General features: G+C 67.1%; 22 protein-coding genes. 8 read left to right on the forward strand and 14 right to left on the reverse strand.

Annotated elements, in window-relative coordinates:
- Window positions 1-34: 34 nt before the first annotated feature.
- Both IEY26_RS08710 and IEY26_RS08715 read left to right on the forward strand, forming a co-directional pair.
- The gene (locus IEY26_RS08710) at window positions 35-1,102 is read left to right on the forward strand and encodes an ATP-NAD kinase family protein (RefSeq protein WP_188977986.1); all 1,068 of its coding nucleotides are present in this window, start codon (window positions 35-37) and stop codon (window positions 1,100-1,102) included.
- 229 nt (window positions 1,103-1,331) lie between these two features.
- Window positions 1,332-2,360, forward strand: coding sequence for a phosphate signaling complex PhoU family protein (locus tag IEY26_RS08715; protein ID WP_188977988.1), 1,029 nt, complete (start codon window positions 1,332-1,334; stop codon window positions 2,358-2,360).
- A gap of 151 nt (window positions 2,361-2,511) precedes the next feature.
- On the opposite strand, the gene IEY26_RS08720 is transcribed toward IEY26_RS08715, so the two are convergent.
- The 3 genes from IEY26_RS08720 to IEY26_RS08730 all read right to left on the reverse strand — a co-directional run bounded on the left by IEY26_RS08720 (window position 2,512) and on the right by IEY26_RS08730 (window position 6,253).
- A complete protein-coding gene (locus IEY26_RS08720; protein ID WP_188977990.1) occupies window positions 2,512-4,035 on the reverse strand; it encodes a hypothetical protein in 1,524 nt (507 codons plus the stop codon).
- Between the two features lie 84 nt (window positions 4,036-4,119).
- Entirely contained in the window at window positions 4,120-5,148 is a 1,029-nt protein-coding gene (locus IEY26_RS08725; protein WP_188977992.1) for a WD40/YVTN/BNR-like repeat-containing protein, read from the reverse strand.
- 127 nt (window positions 5,149-5,275) lie between these two features.
- Window positions 5,276-6,253, reverse strand: a complete 978-nt coding sequence (locus tag IEY26_RS08730; protein ID WP_188977994.1) for a WD40/YVTN/BNR-like repeat-containing protein — start codon at window positions 6,251-6,253, stop codon at window positions 5,276-5,278.
- A gap of 133 nt (window positions 6,254-6,386) precedes the next feature.
- Between IEY26_RS08730 and IEY26_RS08735 the strand changes: the two genes are divergently transcribed.
- Together IEY26_RS08735 and IEY26_RS08740 are read left to right on the forward strand one after the other, a co-directional pair.
- On the forward strand, window positions 6,387-6,689 hold the full coding sequence (locus IEY26_RS08735) for a PadR family transcriptional regulator (protein ID WP_188977996.1): 303 nt from the start codon (window positions 6,387-6,389) through the stop codon (window positions 6,687-6,689).
- Window positions 6,690-6,757: 68 nt separating this feature from the next.
- On the forward strand, window positions 6,758-7,732 hold the full coding sequence (locus IEY26_RS08740) for a Gfo/Idh/MocA family protein (RefSeq protein WP_188977998.1): 975 nt from the start codon (window positions 6,758-6,760) through the stop codon (window positions 7,730-7,732).
- Between the two features lie 25 nt (window positions 7,733-7,757).
- On the opposite strand, the gene IEY26_RS08745 is transcribed toward IEY26_RS08740, so the two are convergent.
- The 3 genes from IEY26_RS08745 to IEY26_RS08755 form a co-directional block, all read right to left on the reverse strand.
- Entirely contained in the window at window positions 7,758-8,093 is a 336-nt protein-coding gene (locus IEY26_RS08745; RefSeq protein ID WP_188978000.1) for a hypothetical protein, read from the reverse strand.
- Complete coding sequence (locus tag IEY26_RS08750; protein WP_229773993.1) at window positions 8,090-8,968, reverse strand: ParA family protein; 879 nt, start codon at window positions 8,966-8,968, stop codon at window positions 8,090-8,092. Before IEY26_RS08750 ends, IEY26_RS08745 begins: the two co-directional genes overlap by 4 nt.
- A gap of 246 nt (window positions 8,969-9,214) precedes the next feature.
- Window positions 9,215-10,177, reverse strand: coding sequence for a transcription initiation factor IIB (locus tag IEY26_RS08755; RefSeq protein ID WP_188978002.1), 963 nt, complete (start codon window positions 10,175-10,177; stop codon window positions 9,215-9,217).
- Between the two features lie 303 nt (window positions 10,178-10,480).
- Here IEY26_RS08755 and IEY26_RS17665 point away from each other — a divergent pair, with 303 nt between their 5' ends.
- Window positions 10,481-10,603 (forward strand): DUF7503 family protein, encoded by a 123-nt coding sequence (locus IEY26_RS17665; protein WP_268239804.1) that lies wholly within the window; start codon window positions 10,481-10,483, stop codon window positions 10,601-10,603.
- A gap of 6 nt (window positions 10,604-10,609) precedes the next feature.
- On the opposite strand, the gene IEY26_RS08760 is transcribed toward IEY26_RS17665, so the two are convergent.
- The 4 genes from IEY26_RS08760 to IEY26_RS08775 all read right to left on the reverse strand — a co-directional run bounded on the left by IEY26_RS08760 (window position 10,610) and on the right by IEY26_RS08775 (window position 16,322).
- Entirely contained in the window at window positions 10,610-12,643 is a 2,034-nt protein-coding gene (locus tag IEY26_RS08760) for a hypothetical protein (protein WP_188978004.1), read from the reverse strand.
- Between the two features lie 385 nt (window positions 12,644-13,028).
- The gene (locus tag IEY26_RS08765) at window positions 13,029-14,546 is read right to left on the reverse strand and encodes an aldehyde dehydrogenase family protein (protein WP_188978006.1); all 1,518 of its coding nucleotides are present in this window, start codon (window positions 14,544-14,546) and stop codon (window positions 13,029-13,031) included.
- 87 nt (window positions 14,547-14,633) lie between these two features.
- Entirely contained in the window at window positions 14,634-15,479 is an 846-nt protein-coding gene (locus tag IEY26_RS08770; protein WP_188978009.1) for a response regulator, read from the reverse strand.
- A gap of 48 nt (window positions 15,480-15,527) precedes the next feature.
- On the reverse strand, window positions 15,528-16,322 hold the full coding sequence (locus tag IEY26_RS08775) for an RIO1 family regulatory kinase/ATPase domain-containing protein (RefSeq protein ID WP_188978011.1): 795 nt from the start codon (window positions 16,320-16,322) through the stop codon (window positions 15,528-15,530).
- A gap of 105 nt (window positions 16,323-16,427) precedes the next feature.
- Between IEY26_RS08775 and IEY26_RS08780 the strand changes: the two genes are divergently transcribed.
- On the forward strand, window positions 16,428-17,570 hold the full coding sequence (locus IEY26_RS08780; RefSeq protein WP_188978013.1) for an acyl-CoA dehydrogenase family protein: 1,143 nt from the start codon (window positions 16,428-16,430) through the stop codon (window positions 17,568-17,570).
- Window positions 17,571-17,664: 94 nt separating this feature from the next.
- Window positions 17,665-17,865: a hypothetical protein gene (locus IEY26_RS08785; RefSeq protein ID WP_188978015.1), complete on the forward strand. Its 201-nt coding sequence runs from the start codon at window positions 17,665-17,667 to the stop codon at window positions 17,863-17,865.
- Between the two features lie 76 nt (window positions 17,866-17,941).
- Here IEY26_RS08785 and ggt read toward each other — a convergent pair whose 3' ends face one another.
- The gene (ggt, locus tag IEY26_RS08790) at window positions 17,942-19,564 is read right to left on the reverse strand and encodes a gamma-glutamyltransferase (RefSeq protein WP_188978017.1); all 1,623 of its coding nucleotides are present in this window, start codon (window positions 19,562-19,564) and stop codon (window positions 17,942-17,944) included.
- A 349-nt stretch (window positions 19,565-19,913) separates the two neighbouring features.
- Window positions 19,914-21,215 (reverse strand): glutamate dehydrogenase GdhB, encoded by a 1,302-nt coding sequence (gene gdhB / locus IEY26_RS08795; RefSeq protein WP_188978019.1) that lies wholly within the window; start codon window positions 21,213-21,215, stop codon window positions 19,914-19,916.
- 164 nt (window positions 21,216-21,379) lie between these two features.
- On the opposite strand from gdhB, the gene IEY26_RS08800 reads away from it, so the two are divergent.
- Window positions 21,380-22,639, forward strand: a complete 1,260-nt coding sequence (locus IEY26_RS08800; RefSeq protein ID WP_188978021.1) for a Glu/Leu/Phe/Val family dehydrogenase — start codon at window positions 21,380-21,382, stop codon at window positions 22,637-22,639.
- Window positions 22,640-23,033: 394 nt separating this feature from the next.
- Here the strand turns inward: IEY26_RS08800 and IEY26_RS08805 are convergent, their stop codons facing one another.
- Both IEY26_RS08805 and IEY26_RS08810 read right to left on the reverse strand, forming a co-directional pair.
- Window positions 23,034-23,882, reverse strand: a complete 849-nt coding sequence (locus IEY26_RS08805; protein WP_188978023.1) for an HpcH/HpaI aldolase/citrate lyase family protein — start codon at window positions 23,880-23,882, stop codon at window positions 23,034-23,036.
- A 119-nt stretch (window positions 23,883-24,001) separates the two neighbouring features.
- Window positions 24,002-24,682, reverse strand: coding sequence for a PGF-CTERM sorting domain-containing protein (locus IEY26_RS08810; RefSeq protein WP_188978030.1), 681 nt, complete (start codon window positions 24,680-24,682; stop codon window positions 24,002-24,004).
- Window positions 24,683-24,874: the final 192 nt, after the last annotated feature.

Consider the following 24,874-nt stretch of genomic DNA (forward strand, 5'->3'; position numbering starts at 1 on the left):
GGGAGTTTTCCGGGGGCGCGTCGAACCCCGTGGTATGCGACGTATCGGAGTGGTGGTGAACCCGATCGCGGGGATGGGCGGCCGCGTCGGACTGAAGGGGACGGACGGCGTGCTGGCGGAGGCGCGGGCGCGAGGGGCGGAGCCGCGCGCGCCGGAGCGCGCCGTCGCGGCGCTCGACGCGCTGCGAGCCGCAGACCCCGAGGTCTCGCTTCTCGCCTACGGCGGGTCGATGGGCGCGGACGAAGCGCGCGACGCGGGCTTCGACCCCGTGGTCGTCGGCGAACCCGAGAGCGGGGAGACGAGCGCGAGCGACACCCGCGACGCCGTGCGGGCGTTCGTCCGAGAAGACGTGGACCTCGTGCTCTTCGTCGGCGGCGACGGGACGGCCGTCGACGTCGCGGAAACCCTCGACGAACTCGACGCCGACACGCCGATACTCGGCGTGCCCGCGGGCGTGAAGGTCTACTCGTCGGTGTTCGTCGTGCGGCCCGCCGAGGCCGGCCGCGTGGCGGCGACGTTCGACTGCGTCGAGTCGAGAGAGGTGAACGATATCGACGAGGCCGCCTACCGCGACGGCGAGGTCCGCGCCGAACTGAAAGCCGTCGTGAACGTCCCCGTCGCGGAGTCCCTCCAGTCGAGCAAGCAGCTCGCCGGCGGCACCGTCGAATCCCTCGCTAAAGGCGTCGCAGAAGACGCCGAGGCGGGCGTGACGTACGTTCTCGGACCCGGATCCACGGTCGGCGCGGTGAAAGCACAGCTGGGGTTCGACGGCAGCCCGCTCGGCGTGGACGTCTGGCGGGACGGCGACCTCCTCGCGCGCGACGCGAGCGAGCGCGAGATACTCGACCACCTCGGCGAGCGAAACGTCATCGTCGTCTCCCCCATCGGCGGCCAGGGGTTCGTCTTCGGCCGCGGCAACCACCAGCTCAGCCCCGCCGTCATCCGCCAGTGTGAGGTGGAGGTCGTCGCGTCGAAGGCGAAACTCGACCAGCTCGGCGCGCTCCGCGTCGACACCGGCGACGACGACCTCGACGCGGAGTTACGAGGGTGGACGCGCGTCAGAACCGGGACGTTCGAGACGCGAATGATGGAAATCGTCTAGCTCGTTCTCTGCCGCCGCGCCTCGGAACCGTCCGGTAAATCGCCGGCGACCCGTCAGCTTCCGTTTCAAGCCGGGGGAACCCGAGAGCGACGTGGCCGACGGCGAACAACAGGCGTCCACGGTTCGAACCGTGCAAGCGTCGACGGGGAGAGCCCGCGACCCAGTCATCCTTAGTGAGTATTATTACTAGAGCGCAACGTTAAGGGTGTAGGGTTGCTACTGGTACACCATGGAAACGCGTAAGGTACAGCGGCTGGGGCCGTCGACCCTGGCGATGACGCTACCGGCCGAGTGGGCGCGCGAGCAGAACGTCGAGAAAGGCGACGAGGTCACCGTCCGCGAGTCCGGGAAGGGCCCGCTGACGGTGACGCCGGCGTCGGCGCGCGGCGAGGACACCGAAGCGACGATTCACGTCGAAGACATCGACGCCGACTCCGTCGAGCGCGCCATCGTCGGCCAGTACGTCCTCGGCCGGCGCATCATCCACGTGACCGCAGAGGAGACGCTCGACTCCGCGCACATCAACGCCGTCTACAAGGCCGAAACCCAGCTCATGGGCCTCGGCGTCATCGAGGAAACCCCCGAACGCATCACCATTCGATGCTCCGTCGACCCCGAGGACTTCACGCTCGACAACCTCTTAGAGCGCCTCGAAAACACCGGCTCGACGATGCGCGGCGAAGCCGTGAAAGCGCTCGCGCACGGCAACCCCGACCTCGCACAGCGCGCGCTCAACCGCGAACGCCAGGCGAACAAGATTTTCGTGCTCCTCCTCCGCCTCATCTTCACCGCCTACCAGAACCCGAACCTCGCGCGCGCCGTCGGCCTCGACGACAACTTCCCCCTCATCGGCTACCGCTCCGTCGCCAAGAACCTCGAATTAACCGCTGATAACGCCGAAGACATCGCCGAAATCGTCCTCGAAACCGAGGGCCACACCCTCGACGTCGACTCCGCCACGATGCGCCGCATCCGCGAGTTCACCGACCAGGTCGACGAGATCACCGCGAAATCCGTGCAGGCCGTCGTCGACCGCGACTACGACGAAACCGTCGAGGTCCGCGAGCTCTTCGCCGAACTCGGCGACCGCGAAGGCGACATCCTCGCCGACCTCCCGGAGATGGAGAACGAACAGCTCCTCCGCGTCCGCGAAGTCCTCGTCAGCCTCCAGCAGACCGCACAGTACGCCATGCGGAACGCCGAAATCGCCGCCAACCTCGCGCTCAACGAGCAGTCCGCGCACACCAGCCTCGACTAACCCCACGCCGAGCGCGGACTCGCCACTGCCGATCTCTCGAACGAACCGAGCGAACAGTCCGCACCGACTGCGCCGAGTGAACCGTTGATCGCCCCGTCGTCCGAACCGGCTCGAACCGTTGACCGACCCGTCGTCCGAACCGGGTCAGGCGTTATCCGTCGTACCAGGTGTCGGCGTCGGATTCGGCGGCGTCCGGCCACTCCTCGTCGTCTTCGTCCGACGCCGCCTCGGCCGCCGCATCGTCGGTGGCGGCGTCACGCGGCTCACCTGCGCCGTCCGTGGACGGGGTCGACGCATCCTTTTCGGGGGATTCGGCCGGTTCAGCCGGTTCGGCTGTTTCGGCCGTCTCGGGTTCGGTGTTCGACTCGGACTGTGCGTTCTGCGTCGGCGCTTCGCGCGCTGAGTCGCCGACGTCGGCCGCCAGGGGGGTCGACTCGTCCGAGTTATTCGATTCGTTCGCCTCGGGCGTCGGCGACGCCGACGATTCGGGCGTCGCCCCGTCGGTGGTTTCGGACGATTCGTTCGACCCGAACAGCTCGTCGCGACTCCGCCACTCGTCGCCGGACTCCTCTTCGGGTTCCTCCCAGTCGCCGGGCATCTCGCCCCACTCGGTCGCTTCCTCCCAGGAGACGTCGGGTTCGTCGTCCTCGATGGGTTCTTTCGGAGGGGAGACGACCGGTTCGTCCTCGGGGTCCACCCAGTTGTCGAGGTTCTCCGGGCCGTTCAGGCCGAGGTACTTCTCGTCGAACGCCTTCCAGCGGGCGTCGCCGAAGTCCTCGTGGCGTTTCGGCTCGGCGGCGTCCGTCCGCTCGATGATGGCACCGCTCTCGCCGACGGCGACGTCCGTGTCCCCGACGGCGACCGCCCAGAGGTTGTGCTCGGTCGCCGTCTCGGCGCGCCGCCACTCACCGCCGCGGTACCGCGAGAACACCGTTCCGGCCCCGCCGGCCGTGAGGACTTCGTCGGGCGTCCGCGCGATGTCCATCAGGTTCTCCGAGCCGACCTTGATGGGCGTCCAGTTCTCCGCCGTCGGCTCGTAGCGGTAGATGACGCCTTCCTCGGCGGCGACGAGGATGCCGCTCTCGTCGGCGTAGATGTCGTAGAAGTCCTTCTGTGCGTTCCGGACGCCGATGCGCTCCCAGCCGCCGCCGTCGTCGGCGAAGACGTTCCCGGACGTGTCCACGGCGTACCACGTGCCGTCCGGTCCGGCGTCCATCGCCGGGATCGTCGACCCCGAGTGGGGCTTCACCGGCTCTCCCCACTCCGGGCCTTTCCGGCCGTTGACGCGGAACGGGAACACCTCGCCGGAGCCGTTCGCGACGCGCACGACCTCCCTCCCGCGGACGTCGTTCACCGCGATGGCTTCCCACGTGCTCGTCTTCTCGATCGGGAAGGAGTAGTCGGACTTCCAGCGCTGGTCGACGTCGTAGCAGCCGAGCGCGCCCGACGACCCCGCGAACCAGACGCGCGTGCCGTCGTGTGTCACGTCGATGGTGGTCAGGTCGTTACTCGACACCGACGGCCCGGCCTCGACGAGGACCTCCCACTCGTCGCCGAATTTCCCGACGACGACACCGTCGTCGCCGACCGCGACGGGGCCGTGAGACGTCATCGACGCGTCGTAGAGCGTCTCCTCGGTCGGCGACGTTCTCGCTGTCCACGTGTCAGCCTTCATCGCGTCCACCCGAGTTACACGGTCCCCCAGACATGATTCTTACAATGAGTCCGCCACGAATAAAACTATCCGCCGACCGCGGCGTCAGCGTTCGAGGATCGTGCCGCCGTTCCCGACGATGACGTCCGGACCGCCGCTGAAGTGGTCGCCGAGCGCGACCTCGTAGAGCGTCGAGGAGACCGGGACGTTCTCCTCCTCACTCCACGAGCCGCCGGCGGGCGCTTCGTAGATCGAGCCGTTCGCGCCGACCGCGATCTTCGTGCCGGCGTTGACCTGGTCGATGCCGCGGAAGCTCTTCCCGCCGAGCTTGAGCGGCGTCCAGACGTTACACGTACAGTCGAGGCGGTAGACGTGGCCGTCACCGCCCGCGACGAACACGCGCTGCTCGTCGTCGCTGTTGACGTAGCTGACGACGTCGTAGAAGATGACCTGCGCGTTCGGAATTCCCACGTCCTTCCAGTTCTCCCCGCCGTCGGTCGTCTCGAAGACGTTCCCGGACGTGTCGATGACGTGCCCCGTCGACGTCTTCGACTCCTGAAAGTCGATGGCGGCCGCGTTCGACCCGCTCCCCGGCTTCTGCGGGCTGCCGAACGTGACACAGCCCTCGTCGTCGGTCGTCCCCTTGACGACCTCTCCGGAGCCGTTCGTCACGTAGACGGTCTCGCTCTCGCGGTTCCCCGTGACGGTGATCCCCTCCCACGTGGACGTCATCTCGTTCGGCGCGGAGTAGTTGTACTTGACGCCGCTGTTGACGTCGTACGCGCCGAGCGCACCGGACCCGCCGGCGAACCAGACGCGCTTCCCGTCGTCCGTCACGGCCAGCGCGCGGAGCGAGTTGTTCCGCGTCTGCGGGCCGTGTGAGTACGCGAGCTCCCACGTGCCCGCCTCGGGTTTCCGGTGCAGGATGTTCCCGGTCTTCCCGACGGCGACAGGACCGTTGACCGTGTCACTTACACCGTAGAGTGTCTTCGACGTCGGAGACTCGACGGTCGTCCAGCCGCTGGACGACGCGGCGAGGCCTCCCGTGGCTAAAACCGCGCCACCTGCCGTCGCAGCCGCTGCACCGCCAGCCGCTTTCAAGAACGTTCGCCGTGATGCGGGCATATCAGCCATTATCGGCTCACCTACTACTCGAAACAGCACCGCAACTAAAGGAATTTATGGCCACCTGAGAGATTAATGGACTAACTGTGGATTGTTCGGAAAGTAAAAATGAACGCCGGACGGAAGCGGGGTCGGACTACTGTTCGAGAATCGTGCCGCTGTCGCCGACGGCGACGCTCGGGCGCGCCGGATCGTCGCGCTCGCCGGGGACGACGCCGTTCAATCGGTTCCCCGTCGGCGTCTCGACCGACGTCCATCCCGTGTTCGTCTTCCGGTACGCGCGGCCGGACCCGCCGACACCGAGGAACCGGTCGCCCCGGTACGTGAGCGCCGACACCTGCTCCGACCCGGTCTTGAACGGCGTCCAGAGGTTACACGCACAGTCGAGTCGGTAGAAGCGGCCGCTCCCGGCGGAGACGTAGACCGACTCGTCGCGCGCGACGACGTCGAAGAGCGGCACCTGCGCGTTCGGGATACCGATGGCTTTCCACGACTGCCCGCCGTCCGTCGTCTTGAACACGGTGCTCCCGTCCGTGACGGCGTACCCGACGTCCCGCGAGCGGAAGTCGAGGCCGTTGACCGCGTAGCCGCCGCCCGTCCTGTAGAGCGACCACGTCAGCTCGCCCGCGGCGTCGTGCTCCCCGACGACGACCCGGCCGGACGGGCCGGCGAGGAAGACGCGTTCGCTCCCCGCGTCCCCGACGACGACGACGTCGGTGAACGTGTTCCCGTTCCCGACCGGCTTCTTCTCGCTCACCGACTCACCGGTGTCGACGTCGTAGGAGCCGACCATTCCGCTCGCTCCGGCCGCCCAGACGCGCGTCTCGTCGTCTGTCGTCGCGGCGGCGTGGAGCGTCTTGTCCTTCTTCGCGAAGTGCTCGCTCGCGACGCGCCACGAGCCGTCGACGCGCTCCAGGAGATTCCCGGAGGAGCCAACGGCCCACGGTCGCCCGTCCGCGTAGACGACGTCGTAGAGGGCGTTCCCGGTCGGTGAGGACACCGACGCCCAGCCGCCGGAGTCGGCGGCGGTGGCGGCGGCCGCGCCCACGGTGGCCGCTCCGACCGTGGCGGTGCCCGCGAGAAAGCGGCGTCGGGAAAGCGGCGTCTCGGGCATGCGAAGTTCTACTCGAAAGGAACGGTATCCGGAATAAAGTGGTTTGTGGCCGCATCGCCGACGAAGCGACGCGACGCACCCGCGTCGTATCCGGAGACGAACATTTTTATAGATTCGAGTGAGTGTCCAAATCATGCACGACCTCATCGGCTTCCAGCGCGACCTCCTCTACGTCGTCGCCGGCCTCGACGACCCGAACGGTCTCGACATCAAGGACGAACTCGAAGACTACTACGAATCGGAAATCCACCACGGCCGCCTCTACCCGAACCTCGACACCCTCGTCGAAAAAGGCCTCGTCGAGAAAGGCAAACAGGACGAGCGAACGAACATCTACACGCTCACCCGCCGCGGCCGCCGCGAACTCGAAGCCCGCCGCGAGTGGGAGAACGAGCACCTCAAACAGAGCCCGCAATCCTTCGACATCCCCGCGTGACGGACGCCGCCGCGTAATCCTCCGAGACGCCCGAACCGTTTTTCCCGCACCCGGCCGACCGTCCGGGCATGCGCTTCGGTATTCTCTCGACCGCGAACATCGCCCGAACCGCCGTCATGCCCGCGATTGCCGCGAGCGACCACGACCTCGTCGCCGTCGCCTCCCGGAACCGGGACCGCGCGCGCGATCTCGCCGACGAGTTCGGCATCGACGCTGCTTACGGCTCCTACGACGGCCTCCTCGCCGACGACGACGTCGACGCCGTCTACAACCCGCTCCCGAACGCACTCCACCGCGAGTGGACGGAGAAGGCCGCCGAAGCCGGGAAGCACGTGCTCTGCGAGAAACCGCTCGGCGTCGACGCCGACGACGCCGCCCACATGGTCGACTTCTGCGAGGACCACGGCGTCACGCTCATGGAGGCCTTCATGTACCGCCACCACCCCCGAACGGAGCGCGCCGTCGAAATCGCCGCCGAGGAACTCGGCGAGATTCACAGCGTGAACGCCACCTTCACCTTCAACTTAGGTGGTCGACCAGACGATATTCGCCTCGACCCCGACCTCGCCGGCGGGAGCCTCATGGACGTCGGCTGCTACGCCGTCAACGTCGCGCGGACCTTCCTCGGGCAGCCGGACAGCGTCCACGCCTCCACGCTCGACCGTCGGGACTCCGGTGTCGACACGCACGTCGCGGGCGTCCTCGACTACCCGCACGCGCTCGCGAACGTCACCGCCGGCTTCGACTCGAAGTCCGTCGAACACTACCGCGTCGAGGGCGAGGACGGCTGGCTCGAAGTCCACGACGCCTTCACGCCCGGCGCGGACGAGCGCGCCGAACTCACCTACGAAGCCGACGGTCGCCGAGTGACGGAAACGTTCGACCCGGTCGACCAGTACGAGCGCGAAGTCGAGGCGTTCGCCGACGCCGTCGACACCGGAAGCGCGCCGCGGATGAGCGGCGCGGAAGCCGTCGAGAACATGGCCGTCATCGACGCGCTCTACGAGAGCGCGGAACGCGGCGAACGCGTCGACCTCGAGTAAGGAGACCGGCCGGGTTCCGGAGGCGTTACGCCGTGTCGTAGCCGCGCGCGTCGAGCACGAGTTCCGCGAGGCGCTCCGGGTTCTCCGCGGCGAGCGTCACCATCGCGTCGTGGGCCTCGCGACCGGTGAAATCGCGGATGTCGCGCTCGGCGAGCCGGCGCTTCACTTCGAAGTCGATGGCGTCCTGTAACGCCTCCCAGCTCTCCGGGCGCGGGTAGATGGAGCGCTGGAGGTCGTTCGTGAACTCGAACGCCGGCCCGTCAGCCGACTCCTCAGTCACTGCGGCGTCGGCGTCGTCGGCCCGCGCGTCGTCCAGCTGGTCGCGGAGGTCGCCGAGCGGCGTCTCGGGCTTCTCGCTCATCGCCCCACCTCCGCCACGACGTGCTCGGCGAGCGCGTCGAGGTGCTCGACGGCGTCGTTCTCCGGGTCGTAGTGCGCGACGGGTTTGTTCTCCCCGAACGCCTCCGTGAACGCTTTTCTGTCCCTGAGCCCGGGCTTCGGCAGGTCGGTGAGCCGGCCGTCGTCGATGGCGTCGAACTCCTCCGGCGTGATGCGCGCGAATTCCGGGACGAACTCGCCGAAGTTCCGGTTCAGGTCCTCGACGAGCACGCGGTCGAGGTTCTGCTGGTCCATCCGCCCGGACACGCGGTTCGGCACGACCGCGAGGATGTCGAGACCGATCTGCTCGCGGACGGGTTTTATCTGTCGCTGGAGCGTGCGCTCGAAGCCCGCGAGCGCCTCGTGCCCCGGCGTGAGCGGCACGATGAGGTTCTGCGTCGCCACGAGCGCGTTGTCGGCGAGCGCCCCCCGGTACGCGGGCGTGTCCGTCACGACGTAGTCGTAGGCCTCGCCGCTCAGGAGCGGGTCGACGAAATCCCGGCGGAGGCGGACGTCGGAGAACATCGAGTTCCGCAGGCGGCGCTCGACTCGCGCTAAGTTCGCCGAGGAGGGGACGACGTCGAACCCGAACCCGGAGTCGTGGACGACGTCCATCGGGCCGCTGTCGCCGCCCTCGAACAGGACGTTCCCGAGGTGCTCGTCGGTGTCCCGGTAGGCGTCCTTGAACCCGAGCCCCATCGAGGCGTGGCCGTTCGGATCGAGGTCCGCGAAGAGGACGTCGTTCCCGCGGGCCGCCAGTCGGTCCGCGAGGTTCACGGCGATGGTCGACTTACCGACGCCGCCTTTGAGCATTGAGACGCTGACGGCCTGCGGGTTCGAGGTCGCGTGACGTGACATGGATAGATAGTGACCGCGGCGTCGCCGGCGATGCCGACGCCGCGACCGATTTAATTTCACGTACATCTGTTTGGTCCATAAACATTGTGCCCGGCTGTGAAACAGTTCCCTCCCCGGCACCGCCGCTATCTCACGAAACCCCCGACCGAGAACGCCTCGCAGTCGGCGTCAACGTACCGAACGCTCCCAGAAAGAGCAGGGGCGCGTGACCGAACGCGGAGAACGAGAAACCGCAGTCCGACGGCGCTACTGGAAGCCCATCGCTTCGATCTGCTCCTGGTAGCGGTTCCGGATGGTGACTTCCGTGACCTGCGCGACGTCGGCGACCTCGCGCTGCGTCTTCTTCTCGTTACAGAGCAGCGACGCCGCGTAGATCGCCGCCGCCGCAAAGCCCGTCGGCGACTTCCCGGAGAGCAACCCCTGCTCCGCCGAGACGTCGATGATCTCGTTCGCCTTCGCGATGGTCTCCTCGTTCAGACCGAGTTCGGACGCGAACCGCGGAACGAACTGCTTCGGGTCCACCGGCTCCATCTCCAGGCTCAACTCCTGTGCCACGTACCGATACGTGCGGCCGATCTCCTTCTGGTCGACGCGGGAGACCTCCGCGACCTCCTCCAGCGAGCGCGGGATACCCTCTTTCCGGCACGCCGCGTAGAGGCACGCCGTCGCGACGCCCTCGATGCTGCGCCCGCGGATGAGGTCCTCCTTCAGCGCGCGCCGGTAGATGACCGACGCCACCTCGCGCACGGAGCGCGGCACGCCGAGCGCCGACGCCATACGGTCGATCTCGGAGAGCGCGAACTGGAGGTTCCGCTCGCCCGCGTCCTTCGTTCGGATTCGTTCCTGCCACTTGCGCAGGCGGTGCATCTGCGAGCGCTTCTTCGAGCTGATGGACCGACCGTAGGCGTCCTGGTCCTTCCAGTCGATCTGGGTGGTGAGACCCTTGTCGTGCATCGTCTGCGTCGTCGGCGCGCCCACCCGCGACTTCTGCTGGCGCTCCGAGTGATTGAACGCCCGCCACTCCGGACCCCGGTCCACGTTGTCCTCCTCCAACACGAGACCACAGTCCTCGCAGATCAGCTCTCCCTGGTCCGCACTCCGGCTGATGTTCTCGGACTCACACTCCGGGCATTGGCGCGTCCCCTCCTCGGACTGCCGCTCGTTCGCCGCCTCGGACTCCCGCTCCTTCTGCCGGCTCGGGCGTACCATCGTACTCTAACCAATGACACCGATAGTTTTAACCCCTTTGCCTAACTCCCTGCATAAGTCTTATAGCACGAGTAGCGCTAGCAAGGACGGGAGAACCACGCCGTACTCACGCTCTCCGTCGCTCTCCCCTACTCGTTGTCCCACTTGACGGTTCGCTTCGACTCGCACGCGAAAACGAACTACACCACTATCCGTCGACGGCCTCTACACTCATGTAACGCCCCCGCCGTTAGTCTCAACTCTGTCACCCCACAATTATTAAGATAAATTCTCCGCGAGCCGACCAGTACGTTGAGGTGTACTATGACGGACCTCAACACGTTCCTCTCGGAACACCCGCGCATGATCGGCGTCGTCTTCACAATGGTTCTCCTCGTCAGCCAGGCCGGCAGTGTTGCCGGAATTAACCATGTCGCCGGCCCTTAACTAAGTCTACGGGAGGTTTTTAGCGTCCACCTCGTCGCTCCAGACTAATTGTCCGCCAAGGTGAATCGGGTAAAGGGCCTCACGAAACACAGCGGCTAATTCGTCCCGCTGGAGATTCATTGGCCCAATTGTGCCGAGAGAGAGATAATTCAAATCAGTCACATCAATGATGGATAGAATACCACCAACAGAAACCTCGGGCGACGGATGAGGCGTAAACTCCGCAATTACCTCCGACGAACTCGTTTTTGCAACGTCTACGGAAGCGGGCATCCCCGTTTGACTCTGCACAATTGTTGTCCCACCGTCTCCCAACACGATGTATTGGTCGCCGGTGAACATCTCATTCTGGACGATACCGAGGGATGAGCGTATAGTGAAGCCGGCGTTGAGAAGTCGCGCTAGCGATTTCCCGACGCGCGTCGCCATGGAGTCGGCGACGTCGTCGAGGGTGACGACGCCCGCGTAGCTCCCGTTCTCGATGAGGGCTTGGCCTTGGTCGTAGGAGTGGCAGGCGTTGAGGAGGAAGGATTTGACTCGGACGTCGTCGAGGGTGTGGGCGTCGAGGAAGCCGTCGGCGCACTGGAGGCCGTCTTCGTTGACGTGACCGATGTAGTGGAGGAAGTCGAAGTCGCGTTCGAGGAGGTCGGCGAGTTCGGTCTGTGAGAGTTCGTAGTGGACGTTGACGTCGAACTGGATCATCTCGCGGAGGCCGTAGAGTTCGTCGACGGCGCTCTCGGCGGTCATCTGTTCGTCGTTGCAGACGATGTGAATCTCGATGAAGGATTTCTCGGGCGGGGTGCGGTCGAGGCGGCGGCGGCAGGCGGCGACGCTGGCTTTGTTCGCGCCGAGCGGGTAGCCGGGGGCGGCCCAGACGTGCTCGGGGGTGTCGACGGGGTCGGGGTCGACGAGGAGCTCGCCGGAGGGCGTGCGGAACTGGGTGTCGGCGGGTTCGGGGGCGTCGCCGGTGGCGGCGGTGCCGGTCGTGCGGACGAGGGAGAGGTCGTTGGCGAGGAAGGGGAGCAGTTCGACCTGCTCGGGGCTGGGGGCGATGTCGGTGGTGAGGTGCCACTCGGGGAGGATGTCGGCGACGGCGTCGCGGGAGACGTCGAGGTAGCGGTCGAGGCGCGCCGTGAGGTCGAGGTCGTAGAGGGCGGCGGGGTCGAGGTCGGTCGCGGCGTCGAAGGCGTCGCGTTCGGCGAGGTCGACGGGGTAGTAGCCTTCGGTTCTGACGACGCAGTCGAAGAGGACGAACTGGCGGAGGAGACGATTGACCGTCGCCTCGTAAGTGCCGTCGGCGGTCAGGTCGTAGGTGCGCTCGGGGAGGCGGAGTTCGGGGGCGTCGCTCGGCGTGAGGGTCGCGCCGAGGTAGAAGGCGAGCGGCACGGCGGGGTAGACGTAGCGGTAGTCGGCGGGGACCGCAATCTCGACGGCGGAGTCCGGAGGTTCGATGCCGGCGGGCGCGCGGAACTCGTCGCCGCGTTCGACGAGCGGCGGGTGGCCGCGGAGGGTGGGGAAGGAGCGCTCGGGAGAGAGCGTCTTCAGGCTGGAGCCGAAGAGGGAGACGGCGCGCATGACGTCCTCGACGTCGTCGGTGACGGTGATGGTGCCCGCGGGCGACTCGTGGAAGGAGCGCGCGCCGACGCGCACCGTCGTGTCGGCGTCGAAGTCGAACTCGATGGCGTGTTCGGACTCCGTGACGTCGAGGCGACCGTCGACGAGGAGGTAGGTCTTCACGGGCGCGCTCGACAGTTCGACGTTGTACCGGCCGTCGGGGAGTTCGAGCGGGTCCTCTCCGGGCACGAACTCCCCGACGAGGTCGCCGTCTCGCCGGCGGACGTACACGCGGTGGCGGTGCGGGTAGACGATAGATTCGGTCGTGAAGCGGACCGCGGCGTCGATGGGGAAGTAGAACTCGTCGTCGCCGACGGCGTCGACGGCGACCGGAGCGGGCGTGTAGAGTTCCGCCTGCGCGTTCTCGATGGGGTCCTCGATACGGACGCCGTAACCCGATTCTGGGGACGTGAACTCTGGCCGCACTACCCCTCCTAGCGACTCACCGCTAAAGAACCTATCCTCGGACCGCGCGCCGCCGACGCCGAGCGACGCCGCGCGGTGAATAGGTTTAAACGTCGGGACGAACAAGCAAGGGATGCCGACGAACGACGCTTTTCTCGTCTGAGTCGGCAACCTCAAATTCGCCCCACCTCGTCCCACCGTCCGGTCGCCCGCACCGGACACCTCGGGGCCGGCGGACCCCGGCCCCATTCCACCGCCACTCCTCGCCGCTTCGACGTCGACTCGTCCCGTGTAGCGTTCGCTCCGCTCACGCTTCGCCCCTCGCGACTCGACGACGCATGAGGAGGTGGCGGCTACGCTGAGTGGATGACGGCCGGCAGAAAAACGTGGTAGGCTGAGTCGCGGGTTAGTCGTCGCTCGTCTTGATGTCCGCGGAGAGGCCCTGTGCCATCTCTATCTCCTTGGAGTTGTTGAGCGTCCAGGCGGTGCGTTCGGTGACGGCTTCGATGATCTCGCGGGCGCTCGGGTAGCCGTTCCCGGATTTCTTCATGCCGCCGAAGGGGAGGTGGACTTCCGCGCCGATGCAGGGGAGGTTGCCGTAGGCGAGGCCGACTTCGGCGTTGTCGCGGAAGTAGTTGATCTGCCGGTAGTCCTCGGAGATGATGGCACCGGCGAGGCCGTAGGGCGTGTCGTTGTGGATTTCGACGGCGTCCTCGATGTCACCGGAGTAGGACATGAGGGCGACGTGCGGGCCGAAGACCTCCTCGTGGATGCAGCGGAGGTCGGGGTCGTAGTCGACTTCGTAGACGAACGGTCCGACCCAGTTCCCGGCGTCGTGGCCCTCGGGAATCTCGGAGTCGTCGAGGTTCTCGCGGTCGACGAGGACGTTCGCGCCTTCGTCGCGGGCGAGCTGATTGAACTTCTTGATTTTCTCGACGTGCTCCGGCTCGATGGCCGGCCCCATGAAGGTGTCTTCGTCGAGCGGGTTGCCGACGGAGACCTTCGAGGCCTGCTCGACGAAGCGCTCCTTGAACTCGTCGTAGACGTCCTCGTGGACGATGAGGCGCTCACTGGAGACACAGCGCTGGCCGGTCGTCTTGAACGAGGACATGACGGCGGAGTGGACGGCGATGTCGAGGTCCGCTTCCTCGGTGACGACGATGCCGTTCTTCCCGCCCATCTCGGCGGCGACGAGCTTGCCGGGTTCGCCGCCGACCTTGGAGGCGATTTCGTGGCCGACTTCGGCGCTCCCGGTGAAGAGGACGGTGTCGATGCGGGCGTCGTCGGTGATGGCCGCGCCGGCGTCACCGAAGCCCTGCACCATGTTGAAGACGCCGTCGGGAATGCCGGCGTCCTCGAACATCTCGGCGATAATCTGCCCGCACCACGGCGTCTGCTCGGCGGGCTTCCAGACGACCGTGTTCCCCTCGACGAGGCTGACGGCCATGTGCCAGAACGGGATGGCGACCGGGAAGTTCCACGGCGTGATGCAGCCCATGACGCCGCGCGGCTTCCGGCGCATGTAGGCGTCCTTCGCGGCGACCTCGGAGGGGACGACGTCGCCGTGCGGGTGGCGGGCGTTCCCGGCGGCCCACTCGACCATGTGCGCGGCCTCGACGACGTCGGCTCTCCCCTCGCTGATCTCCTTCCCGCACTCCTTCGTGACGATCTCGCCGAGTTCGTCGGTGCGGTCGCGGAGCTCGTGGTAGATGTCCCAGAGGTACTCCGCGCGGTCGATGTAGGAGAGGTCCTTCCACTCCTCGAAGGCGTCGTCGGCGGCTTCGATGGCCGCGCCGACGTCCGTCGTCGTTCCTTTCTCGAACTCGCCGAGCGTCTCGCCGGTCGCCGGGTTCACCGATTCGAAGGTCTCGTCGCCGGTGCCCTCGACCCACTCACCGTCGATGTAGTGCTTGTACGTACTCATCGTTCGTCCGAAAATCGGCGAGGTAGGAGTAAAAAACCACACCTTCCATGGTCACTCACCGGGAAACCGACAGGACGACGCAGGGGGTTAGCGGAAGGGGCTCGGCGGCCGCGAGAGCTTCTCTTGGAGCGTTCGGAACTCCGCTTCGGTGAGTTCGAGGTCCTCGCGGAGGTCTTCGAGTTCGTTCCGCGTCGTCACTTCCTCGGTGACGTCCTCGACGTAGACCGACGTGCCGGCGTCGTCCCGGTAGATGTAGAGGTCGAACCACGCGTCGAGGGGGGCGAAGTAGAACTCGAGCCCGCTGTCCTCGCCGGAGTCGGTCGTCTCTCGGAGTTCCCGCTCGAAGGGCGTTCCGACGACGTCGGGGACGACGTCCCAGAGGAGTTCGTCCATCGCGTCGGTGGCGTCGACGCCGAAGAGGTCCTCCGCGTACTCGTTCAGGTAGGTGACGTGGAAGGCCTCGTCGAGTCCGATGAATCCGGCGTTGATGCGTTCGTAGACTTCGAGTTCGCGCGCGGTCGCCTCTTCGAGCGCGCGGTCGGCGCGGTAGCTCTTGACGAGCGTGATGATGCGGTTCCCGAGGAGCGCGAACCGGTTCGACGTCGGCTCTTTCCGGACGTAGTCGGTGACGCCGGAGTGGATGGCTTCCGCGGCGAGTTCCTCGCTCCCGTACCCCGTGAAGAAGACGACGGGGAGGGATTCGTGGTTCTCGCGGACGCGCTTGAGGAGTTCGATGCCGTCCATGCCGGGCATCCGGTAGTCGGCGACCACGCAGTCGATCTCGTGTTCGTCGAGCAGCGCGAGGCCGTCCTCGGCTGACGTCGCGGTCACGATGTCGATGCTCGAGAAGTCTCGGACGAGGACCGTCCGCGTCAAGTCGAGGAATTCCTCGTCGTCGTCGATGTGTAAGACGGTGATTCCCTCGGGTTCCATACGGTTTCGTTCACCCCCTGTCGAGATAAATGCACGTGTCAGTACGAGTTACGTGATGGTGTCGAGCTCGGCCTTGAGGGCGGCAGCGTCGAAGTCGTGGTCGGGGCGGATGGCGACGAAGTCGAGGAACTCGCGGGCTTCGAGGAGGTCGTCGGGCGCGTAGTGTGCGGCGGCGGCGGCGACGGCGGTGGTCGCGCCGACGAGCGGTTCGAGGACGGCGAGCGCGCACGCGAGATCGTACGCGCGCGCCGCCGTGATGCCGCCCTCGTTCACTTTCGTCGCGTCGATGAAGTAGAGGTCGTCGTCGACGACGAGGACGTTCTCCGCGCGGAGGTCGCCGTGCGCGAGGCCGTGTTCGTGCATCGTCGCGAGCGCCGCGAACAGCGCGTCGAGGTGTGCTTCGATTGCCTCCTCGCCGAGGTCGTCGAGCGCGACGAAGTCCGGGAGGTACTCCATCACGAGCACGCCGAGTTCGTCGACGGAGAACACCTCGACCGGTTCGGGGGCGTTCACGCCGAGCTCCCGCATCCGCTCGGTCGCCTCCAGTTCGTGCGCCGCCATCTCAACGGGGTCGTCGTACGGCTCGAAAAAACCCTCTGTCCCGGAGGTGAACACGCCGAGGTTCCGGACGCCCGTGAAGAGGGAGTGGACGAACGCGTTCTGCGGCGTGACGACTTTCACGAACCACTCCTCGTTCACCACGCAGGGCGTCGAGAACCAGTTCTCGGCGTCGAGGAACTCGACGCGGACGACCGGCTCGTCGTAGCGCTCCGCGAACTCGGCGAACACCGCGTCGAGCTGGTCCCAGGGAACCGTGCCGCGGACGAACCGGCGGACGCTCATGGCTGAGTCGTCGGCGGCGGCCCGTTTAGTTCCGCCGGCTCGGCGAGGCCGAGAGTATAAGGGACGTTCCGGTGTTTTTATCCGCTCAATCGGCACATATTGCGTATGGACTTCAGCCTGCCCGACGAACACCGGATGATCCGTGACACCGTCCGGGAGTTCGCAGAGGAGGAGATCCGCCCCATCGCGCAGGACATCGAGGACGACCATCGCTTCCCCGCCGAGATCTTCGAGCAGCTCGCCGACCTCGACGTGATGGGCGTCCCCGTGAGCGAGGAGTACGGCGGGCTCGGCGGCGACTACCTCATGTACTCGCTCGTCGCCGAGGAGCTCGGCCGCATCTCGGGCAGCATCGGTCTCTCCTACGTCGCCCACACGTCGCTCGCGTCGAAGCCCATCGAGGCGTTCGGCACCGACGCCCAGAAGGAGCGCTGGCTCCGCCCGCTCGCGGAAGGCGACTATCTGGGTTCGTGGGCGCTCACCGAACCCGGGAGCGGGAGCGACGCGAGCGACATGGACACGACGGCGGAGAAGGACGGCGACGAGTACGTCATCGACGGGACGAAGCAGTTCATCACGAACGCGAGCGTCGCCGGCAGCATCCTCGTGAAAGCCGTCACCGAACCCGGCGCGGGCTACGACGGTATCTCCACCTTCATCGTCGACCCCGACGAGGACGACGGCTTCGAGGTCGTCACCGAGTGGGACAAGATGGGGCTCAACGCCTCCCCGACCTGCGAGATTAAGTTCACTGACTGTCGCATCCCGGAGGACCGCCTGCTCGGCGAGGAGGGCGAGGGCTGGGACCAGACGAAGAAGACGCTCGACGGCGGCCGCATCAGCATCGCCGCGCTCTCCACCGGCCTCGCGCAGGGCGCGTACGAGAGCGCGCACGACTACTCGCAGGAGCGCGAGCAGTTCGGCCGCCCCATCTCGAAGTTCGACGCCGTCCGCGACAAGGTCGTCGACATGCACCGGAAAGTCGAGCGCGCGCGCCTCCTCACGCACAAGGCCGCGACGAAGTACGACGAGGGCGAGACCGTGAATCAGGAGTCCGCGCTCGCGAAACTCGACGCCAGCGAGGCCGCGCGGGAAGTCGCCGAGGAGGCCGTACAGGTCCACGGCGGCTACGGATACACGACCGATTTCGACCCGCAGCGGTACTTCCGCGACGCGAAACTCATGGAGATCGGCGAAGGGACGAGCGAGATTCAACACCTCGTCATCGGCCGCCAGCTCGGGCTCTAAACGGCCGAAATCCGTCGGCGGCGACGCCGCCCGGATTCTGTCGGGTCGAGCCCCACTTTTTTCCGTGTGACTCCGTTCATGGCCGGGTAGGACGATGTCCAGTGAGTCACCGTCTCGCACGGACGTGTCCGGCTCCGAGTCGAACGACCAGTCCGCCGTCGCCGAGGCGACGCAGAACCTCAGAGACGCCCTCCAAGAGGAACGACGCGACGCGTCTGGCGCGCGCGACATCGCGTTACGCCGCGCCGAGGGACTCGCGGACAAAATCGAGTCCGTCCTGAAAAAGACCGCGTAACCCGGCCCGACCGCGAGCCGGCCGACGCTCACGTTCTCTGCGACGCTCGCTGTGCGGAGCGCCGCCGACGCCTCGATTAGAAGCCGACGGCCTGGCCGTCGCGGCGGGGGTCGGAGCCGGCGACGAGCGTGCCGTCCTCGCGGCGGTAGATTATCTGGCCGCCGCCCCAGTGGCCGCCCTCCGCGAAGTAGTCGTCCTCCTCGAGGACGTCGTGGCCGCGGCCGCGGAGGTTCGCGACGACTTCGTCGGGGACGCGGTTCGTCTCCAGCGCGACGGTGTTCTCCTCGACCCAGCGGAACCGCGGCGCGTCGAGCGCGGCCTGCGGGTTCAGGCCGTTCGCGAGGTTCGTCGCGACCTGGAGGTGGCCCTGTGGCTGCATGGAGCCGCCCATCACGCCCCAGGACGCGCGGAATTCTCCTGTTTCGGGGTCGCGGAGCATCGCGGGGATGATGGTGTGGTACGGGCGTTTTCCGGCGTCGAGGCGGTTCGCGTGCTCGGGGTCGAGGCTGAAGGAGTGCCCGCGGTTCTGGAGCGCGAATCCTCTCGTACTCAGCGCGGACCCGAAGGGGTAGTAGACGGAGTTGATGAGGGAGACGGCGTTCCCGTCGCCGTCGACGACCGTCATGTACGCGGTGTTCGCGACCTTCTTCGCTTTCGCGCCGTACGTCCGCGCGCGGTGACCGACTTCCTCGGCGCGCTCCGCGGCGTACTCCTTCGACAGCATCGTCTCCAGCGGCACGTCGTAACGCTCGGGGTCCGTGATGTTCGCGTAGCCGTCCGCGAACGCGAGCTTGATCGACTCGACGAGGTGGTGGAGGCGGTCGGGGTCCGTCGGGTTCTCGGCGAGGTCGAACCGCTCCGCGACGTTCATCGCCTCCAGCGCGACGGTGCCCTGGCCGTTCGGCGGGTGTTCGAGGACTTCGACGCCCTCGTAGGTCGTGCTGACCGGCTCCGTCCACTCCGCCGAGTACGCGTCGAGGTCCGAGAGCGCGAGCGTCCCGCCGTGGTCTCGCACGGTCTCGACGACGGCCTGCCCGATGTCGCCGCCGTAGAACGCACCGATGCCCTCGTCCTGGAGCTGTTCGAGCGTCTCCGCGAAGTCGGGATTCGCGAAGACGTCGCCGGGTTCGGGGGCGCTCCCGTCGGGGAGGAAGGTCGCCGCGCTCGCGTCGAACTGTTCGAGTCGCTCCTCGGTGTCCTGCCACTGCCGGGCGACGTACTCGCTGACCGGGAAGCCCTCGCGGGCGAGTCGCACCGCGGGTTCGAGGACGTCGGCGAAGTCGAGCGCGCCGTGTCTCTCGACGAGCGCGTGCCACCCCGAGAGCGCGCCCGGAACCGTCACGGGGAGGCCGCCGTCCGCCGGCATCACGGGCTCGCCGTCGTCGTCCGTCTCCGCCGTGGCCTCGCGGTAGTCGTCGAGGGCCGCCGCGGCGGGCGCGGGGCCGCTCGCGTTCAGCGCCTCGTAGTCGCCGTCGAAGTGCGTGAGCGCGAAGGCGTCGCCGCCCATCCCCGTCATGTGGGGTTCGACGACGTTCAGCGCGGCCGCCGTCGCCACCGCCGCGTCCGCCGCGTTCCCGCCCCGTCGAAGCATCGAGAGCCCCGCCTGCGCCGCGAGCGGCTGACTCGTCGCCACGATACCGTTTCGCGACTGCACCGCCGACCGCCGCGAGGAGAACCGCCACGGATACTCAAAATCCATGTCGAACTCTCAGCCCACGGCGCACTTAAGAGTCGGCCCGCACTGATTCGGCTCCCGGCACTCGACGAAAATCGAGCGGGTGATGGGGACGGAACTCTGCACGCACGGCTCGCGCGCGGGCCCCAACCCCAAGCGAGCCGAAACGGATGGATGGTGAGCGCGCGGAAACGGTGCGGCAGCGGCAGCGGTCGCGGTGGCGGCTAGGTCACCGCGTGATGCCGCGGGCGGCCGTCAGGCCGCCGTCTGCGTGAGCCGACGGCGAACGCGAGCAGGGAGGCGCGCTCCGACCATGGCCAGGGTGGGACATGAAAAGGGGTTCACCCGGCGCGCAGCGCCGGGTGAAGGGCTTTCAGGGCCAGAGTCCGCGTGCGTCGTGGGAGTCGGCGATGCGGGTGAGGGCGACGACGTAGGCGGCGCGCCGCCAGGTTATGTCTTTCTCTTCGACGACGTCGCGGACTTCGTCCCAGGCGGTGAGCATCTTCTCGCTGAGTTCTTCGCGGACCTCTTCGAGCGTCCACTCCTGGCGGTTGATGTCCTGGAGCCATTCGAAGTAGGAGACGGTGACGCCGCCGGCGTTGGCGAGGATGTCGGGGACGACGGGAATGCCGCGTTCGGCGAAGATCTCGTCGGCGGCGGTCGTCGTCGGGCCGTTCGCGCCTTCGACGATGATGTCGGCTCGGACGTCGTGGGCGTTATCGGCGGTGAGGACGTTGCCGATGGCGGCGGGGATGAGGACGTCGACGTCGAGTTCGAGGAGTTCCTCGTTGGAGATGACGTCCTCGCCCTGGCTGGTGACGGCTTCGGCTTGTTCGAGGTGGCTGGGGATGTCGTGGGTGACGAGGCCGGCGGGGTTGTAGAGCGCGCCGTTGACGTCGGAAACGGCGACGACGCGGGCACCCCATTCGTCGAGGAGGCGGGCGGCGTTCGCGCCGACGCTCCCGAAGCCCTGCACGGCGATGGTGGCTTCCTCTAAGTCCTTGCCGTAGTAGTCGATGGCTTCGCGGGCGATGATGGCGACGGAGCGGCCGGGGGATTCCTCGCGGCCGTAGCTCCCGCCGATGACGGGGGGTTTGCCGGTGACGACGCCGGGGCAGGTCTCGCCGGTCTGCATGGAGTAGGCGTCCATGAACCACGACATCGTCTGGGCGTCGGTGCCCATGTCGGGCGCGGGGATGTCCTTGTTCTCACCGACGACGTCGCGGAGCTCTTGGGCGAATCGGCGCGTCAGGCGTTCTTTCTCGTCGGCGGAGAGCTCCTTCGGGTTGACGACGATGCCGCCCTTGCCGCCGCCGAAGGGGAGGTTCACGACGGCGCACTTCCACGTCATCCACATCGCGAGGCCGACGCACTCCTCGGCGGAGACGTCGGGGTGGTAGCGGAGGCCCCCCTTGTAGGGACCGCGGACGCTGTCGTGTTGTGCGCGATAGCCCGTGAACACCTCGACGGTGCCGTCGTCGCGCTCGATGGGGACGGTAACCTGCGTGACTTTCTCGGGGTGGCGGAGGCGTTCGACGACGTTCGGGTCGATGTCGATCTCTTCGGACGCGGCTTCGAGCTGCCGGCGCGCGGTCTCCAGCGGGGACTCGTGTTCTGCCTCTGCGTCGGCGGACTCCGGCTCTGCGTCGAGTTCTGTGGTCGGTGTTCCGGACATAGTGGGAATGGGGTCGTCGCTCACGGGTAGGCATCCACCCTGATATAATCGTTATGGACTTACCGTGATAATATGCATTATATGCACATTCGTCCATTTCGAGCGTCCTTGCAGTTCCAGCATACCCATCTTTATCACTCCGCCAGACGCAGAACGGATAACACATGGCAGACGAGGAGAACCCGTTCGACAACCTCCGAGAACAGATCGACGACGCGGCCTCTCATCTCCCCGCGGACGTCGGCGACGACGTCCTCGAGCGACTCAAACACCCCGAGCGCGTCCTCGAAACCAACCTCACCGTCGACATGGACGACGGGAGCATCCAGACGTTCAAGGCCTTCCGCTCGCAGTTCAACGGCGACCGCGGTCCCTACAAGGGCGGCATCCGCTACCACCCAGACGTCTCCCGCGACGAAGTGAAGGCGCTCTCCGGGTGGATGGTCTACAAGTGCGCCACTGTGGGGATCCCCTACGGCGGCGGCAAGGGCGGCATCGTCGTCGACCCCGCGGAGCACTCCGCCGGCGAACTCGAACGCCTCACGCGCTCGTTCGCCAAAGAACTCCGCCCCTTCATCGGCGAGGACCGCGACGTCCCCGCGCCCGACGTCAACACCGGCCAGCGCGAGATGAACTGGATCAAAGACACCTACGAGACCCTCGAAGACAAGACCGAACCCGGCGTCATCACCGGGAAGTCCATCGAGAACGGCGGCAGCGAGGGCCGCGTCGAAGCCACCGGGCGCTCCACCATGTTCGCCGCCCGCGAAGTCTTCGACTACCTCGACAAAGACATCGACGGCGCGTCCGTCGCCGTACAGGGCTTCGGGAACGCCGGCTGGGTCAGCGCGAAACTCATCGACGAACTCGGCGCGAACGTCGTCGCCGTCTCCGACTCCAGCGGCGCTATCTTCGACGAAGACGGCTTCGACCCCGAATCCGTCAAGGAGTTCAAGAACGAGACCGGCCACGTCGCCGGCTACGACTCTGCCCAGGAACTCACCAACGAGGACCTCCTCACCCTCGACGTCGACCTCCTCGTCCCCGCCGCCCTCGAAAACGCCATCGACGAAGACCTCGCCAAAGACGTCAAAGCCGACGTCATCGTCGAAGCAGCCAACGGTCCTCTTACTCCTGACGCCGACGACGTCCTCCGAGACGCCGACGTCACCGTCGTCCCCGACATCCTCGCCAACGCCGGCGGCGTCACCGTCTCCTACTTCGAATGGGTCCAGAACCGCCAGCGCTTCTACTGGACGGAAGAACGCGTCAACGACGAACTCGAAGACGTCATCGTCGACGCCTTCGACAATCTCACTCACGCCTACGAAACTCTCGACCTCCCCAGCCTCCGCGTCGCCGCCTACGTCGTCGCCATCCAACGCGTCGTGGATGCGTACACGGGCAACGGGAACTGGCCCTGAAAGCCCTTTTCCGGGCGCATAGCGCCCGGAAAACCCCTTGCAGATTCCCACCCTGACCATGGTCGGAGCGCGCCTCCCTGCTCGCGTTCGCCGTCGGCTCACGCGAACGTCGGCGCACGCAGACGGCGGCCTGACGGCCGCCCGCGGCATCACGCGGTGACCTGACCGCCACTGCACCGCTTCCGCGCCGCAACCGCTACCGCCTCCACAACTGCTACTGCGACCGAATCGCTGCCGCCACCGCTACCGCTTCCGCACCTCAACCGCGCCGCGACCGCACGCTCACTATTCATCCGGCTTTGCTCGTTCGACTCGTTGGCCGTAGGTGGGGCCGCACCGCGACTGCTGTGTCGTCTCCAACGATTTGTCGAAAATCCGGTCTGGCGGAGCGGACCTATTCGCGGTTGAGGTCGGCGCGTTCGAGGATGCGTTCGGCTTGCTTGATGAGGGGCGCGTCGATCATCTCGCCGTCGACGCGGAAGACGCCGCGGTCGTCGGCGTCCGCGTCGGCTTTCTCGGCGAGGATGTCGCGCGCCCACGCGACGTCGGCGGGGTCGGGGGAGAAGGCGTCGTTGATGGGGGCGACCTGCCGGGGGTGGATGGCGAGTTTTCCGTCGAAGCCGAGTTGGACGCTGAATGCGGCGTCGTCGCGGAGGCCGCCGGCGTCCTCGAAGTCGGTGTGGAGGGTGTCGATAGCGTCGACGCCGGCGGCGGCCGCGGCGGCGACGACGCGCTCGCGGGCGTAGAGGACTTCCGTGCCCTCGCCGGTGCGGGTCGCGCCGACGTCGGCGGCGTAGTCCTCCGCGCCGAACGCGACGGCGGCCGTGGCGTCCGCGGCGGCGATAGCGGGCGCGTCGAGCACGCCCGCGGCGGATTCGACGATAGCGATGACGGCCGCGTCGACGTCGTGCTCGCGGAGGAGGCGCGCGAGCGTGTCGACGTCGTCGCCGGATTCGGCTTTCGGGAGCATCACGGCGTCGAGGCGGACGTCGTCGCCGGCGAGCGCGCGCACGTCGTCGTCGGCGACGGTGCCGACGGGGTTGACGCGCACGCAGACCTCACAGTCGGGGTCGAAGTCGGGGTCGGCGAGCACGCCGCGCACGGTCTCGCGCGCTTCGGCCTTGCGTTCGGGCGCGACGGCGTCTTCGAGGTCGAACGTGACGACGTCCGCGCCGCTCGACGGGGCTTTCCGGAGCATCGACGCGCGGTCGCCGGGCGTGAAGAGAACGGAGCGTCTCGGCATACCGAGAGGGCGTCCCCCGGCGACTTCTAACTACTGCTCTCGGCGGTTGTGAACAGTCGAGAACTCCGAGGGCGGGCGTCCGGGAAACGGAGCGGAGCTTCCGGGCGTCGAAGAGGGAGTTAGGTCTCCAGGCGGAGCGCGACGAGCGCCGCGCCGAAGAGCGCGGCCATGCCGGCGGCGACGCCGAAGCCGGGCGACTGCGTCCGCGTCGTCGTCTGCGGAGAGTCAGTAGGTGAATCGGTGTTCGCGGTGTCGTCGCCGGTGGTCTGGCTCGACGTGTCGGCGTCGCTGGTGTCCGCGGAGCCGTCGTTCGTGCCGGCGGAGTTCGACTGCGTGCCGACGTCGAGCGTCGCGGTCGTCTCGCCGCCGCTCGACTGCGGGTTCACGTCGAGGCCGACGTCGTAGGAGCCGGCGCTCGGGTTCTGGACGTTCTCGTAGACGACCACGACTTCGTCGCCCGCGTGGGGGCTGTAGGAGCCGTCGAGGCCGACGAGGAGCGCGTGGCCGTTGTCGTCGGCGTTGACGCTCCCGAGGCTGTTGGAGACGTCGACGTCGATGGCCGCGCCGGACTGGTCGTCGCCGCGGTCGATACCGACTTTCGCGATGTCGCCCTGGCCGACGGTGCTCACGTCGGTCCACGAGTAGTTCACGGCGAACCCGGTGAGGGAGCCACCGGCCGCGCCGTCAGTGACGGTTGCGGTCGCCGTGTGCGTCACTGTCGCGTTCGCGTCGGCGGGGCTGGACGTGACCGAGCCCGCGGACGCGGCGGCCGCGAATCCCGTCACGGCCGCGAGCGCCACGAGGGCGACGAGGAGTAGACTGATAATACGACTCGGTTCGGCAGACGAGTCGGTACCGATACGACTCGGTTCGGCAGACGAGTCGGTACCGATACGACCCGGTTCGACAGACGAGTCGGTACCGATACGACCCGGTTCGACAGACGGGTCGGTGTCGAGAGAGCGCGTTCGCTGTGTCATTGGTGTGAGTAC

The organism is Halocalculus aciditolerans (genome assembly GCF_014647475.1).
Classification (GTDB): domain Archaea; phylum Halobacteriota; class Halobacteria; order Halobacteriales; family Halobacteriaceae; genus Halocalculus; species Halocalculus aciditolerans.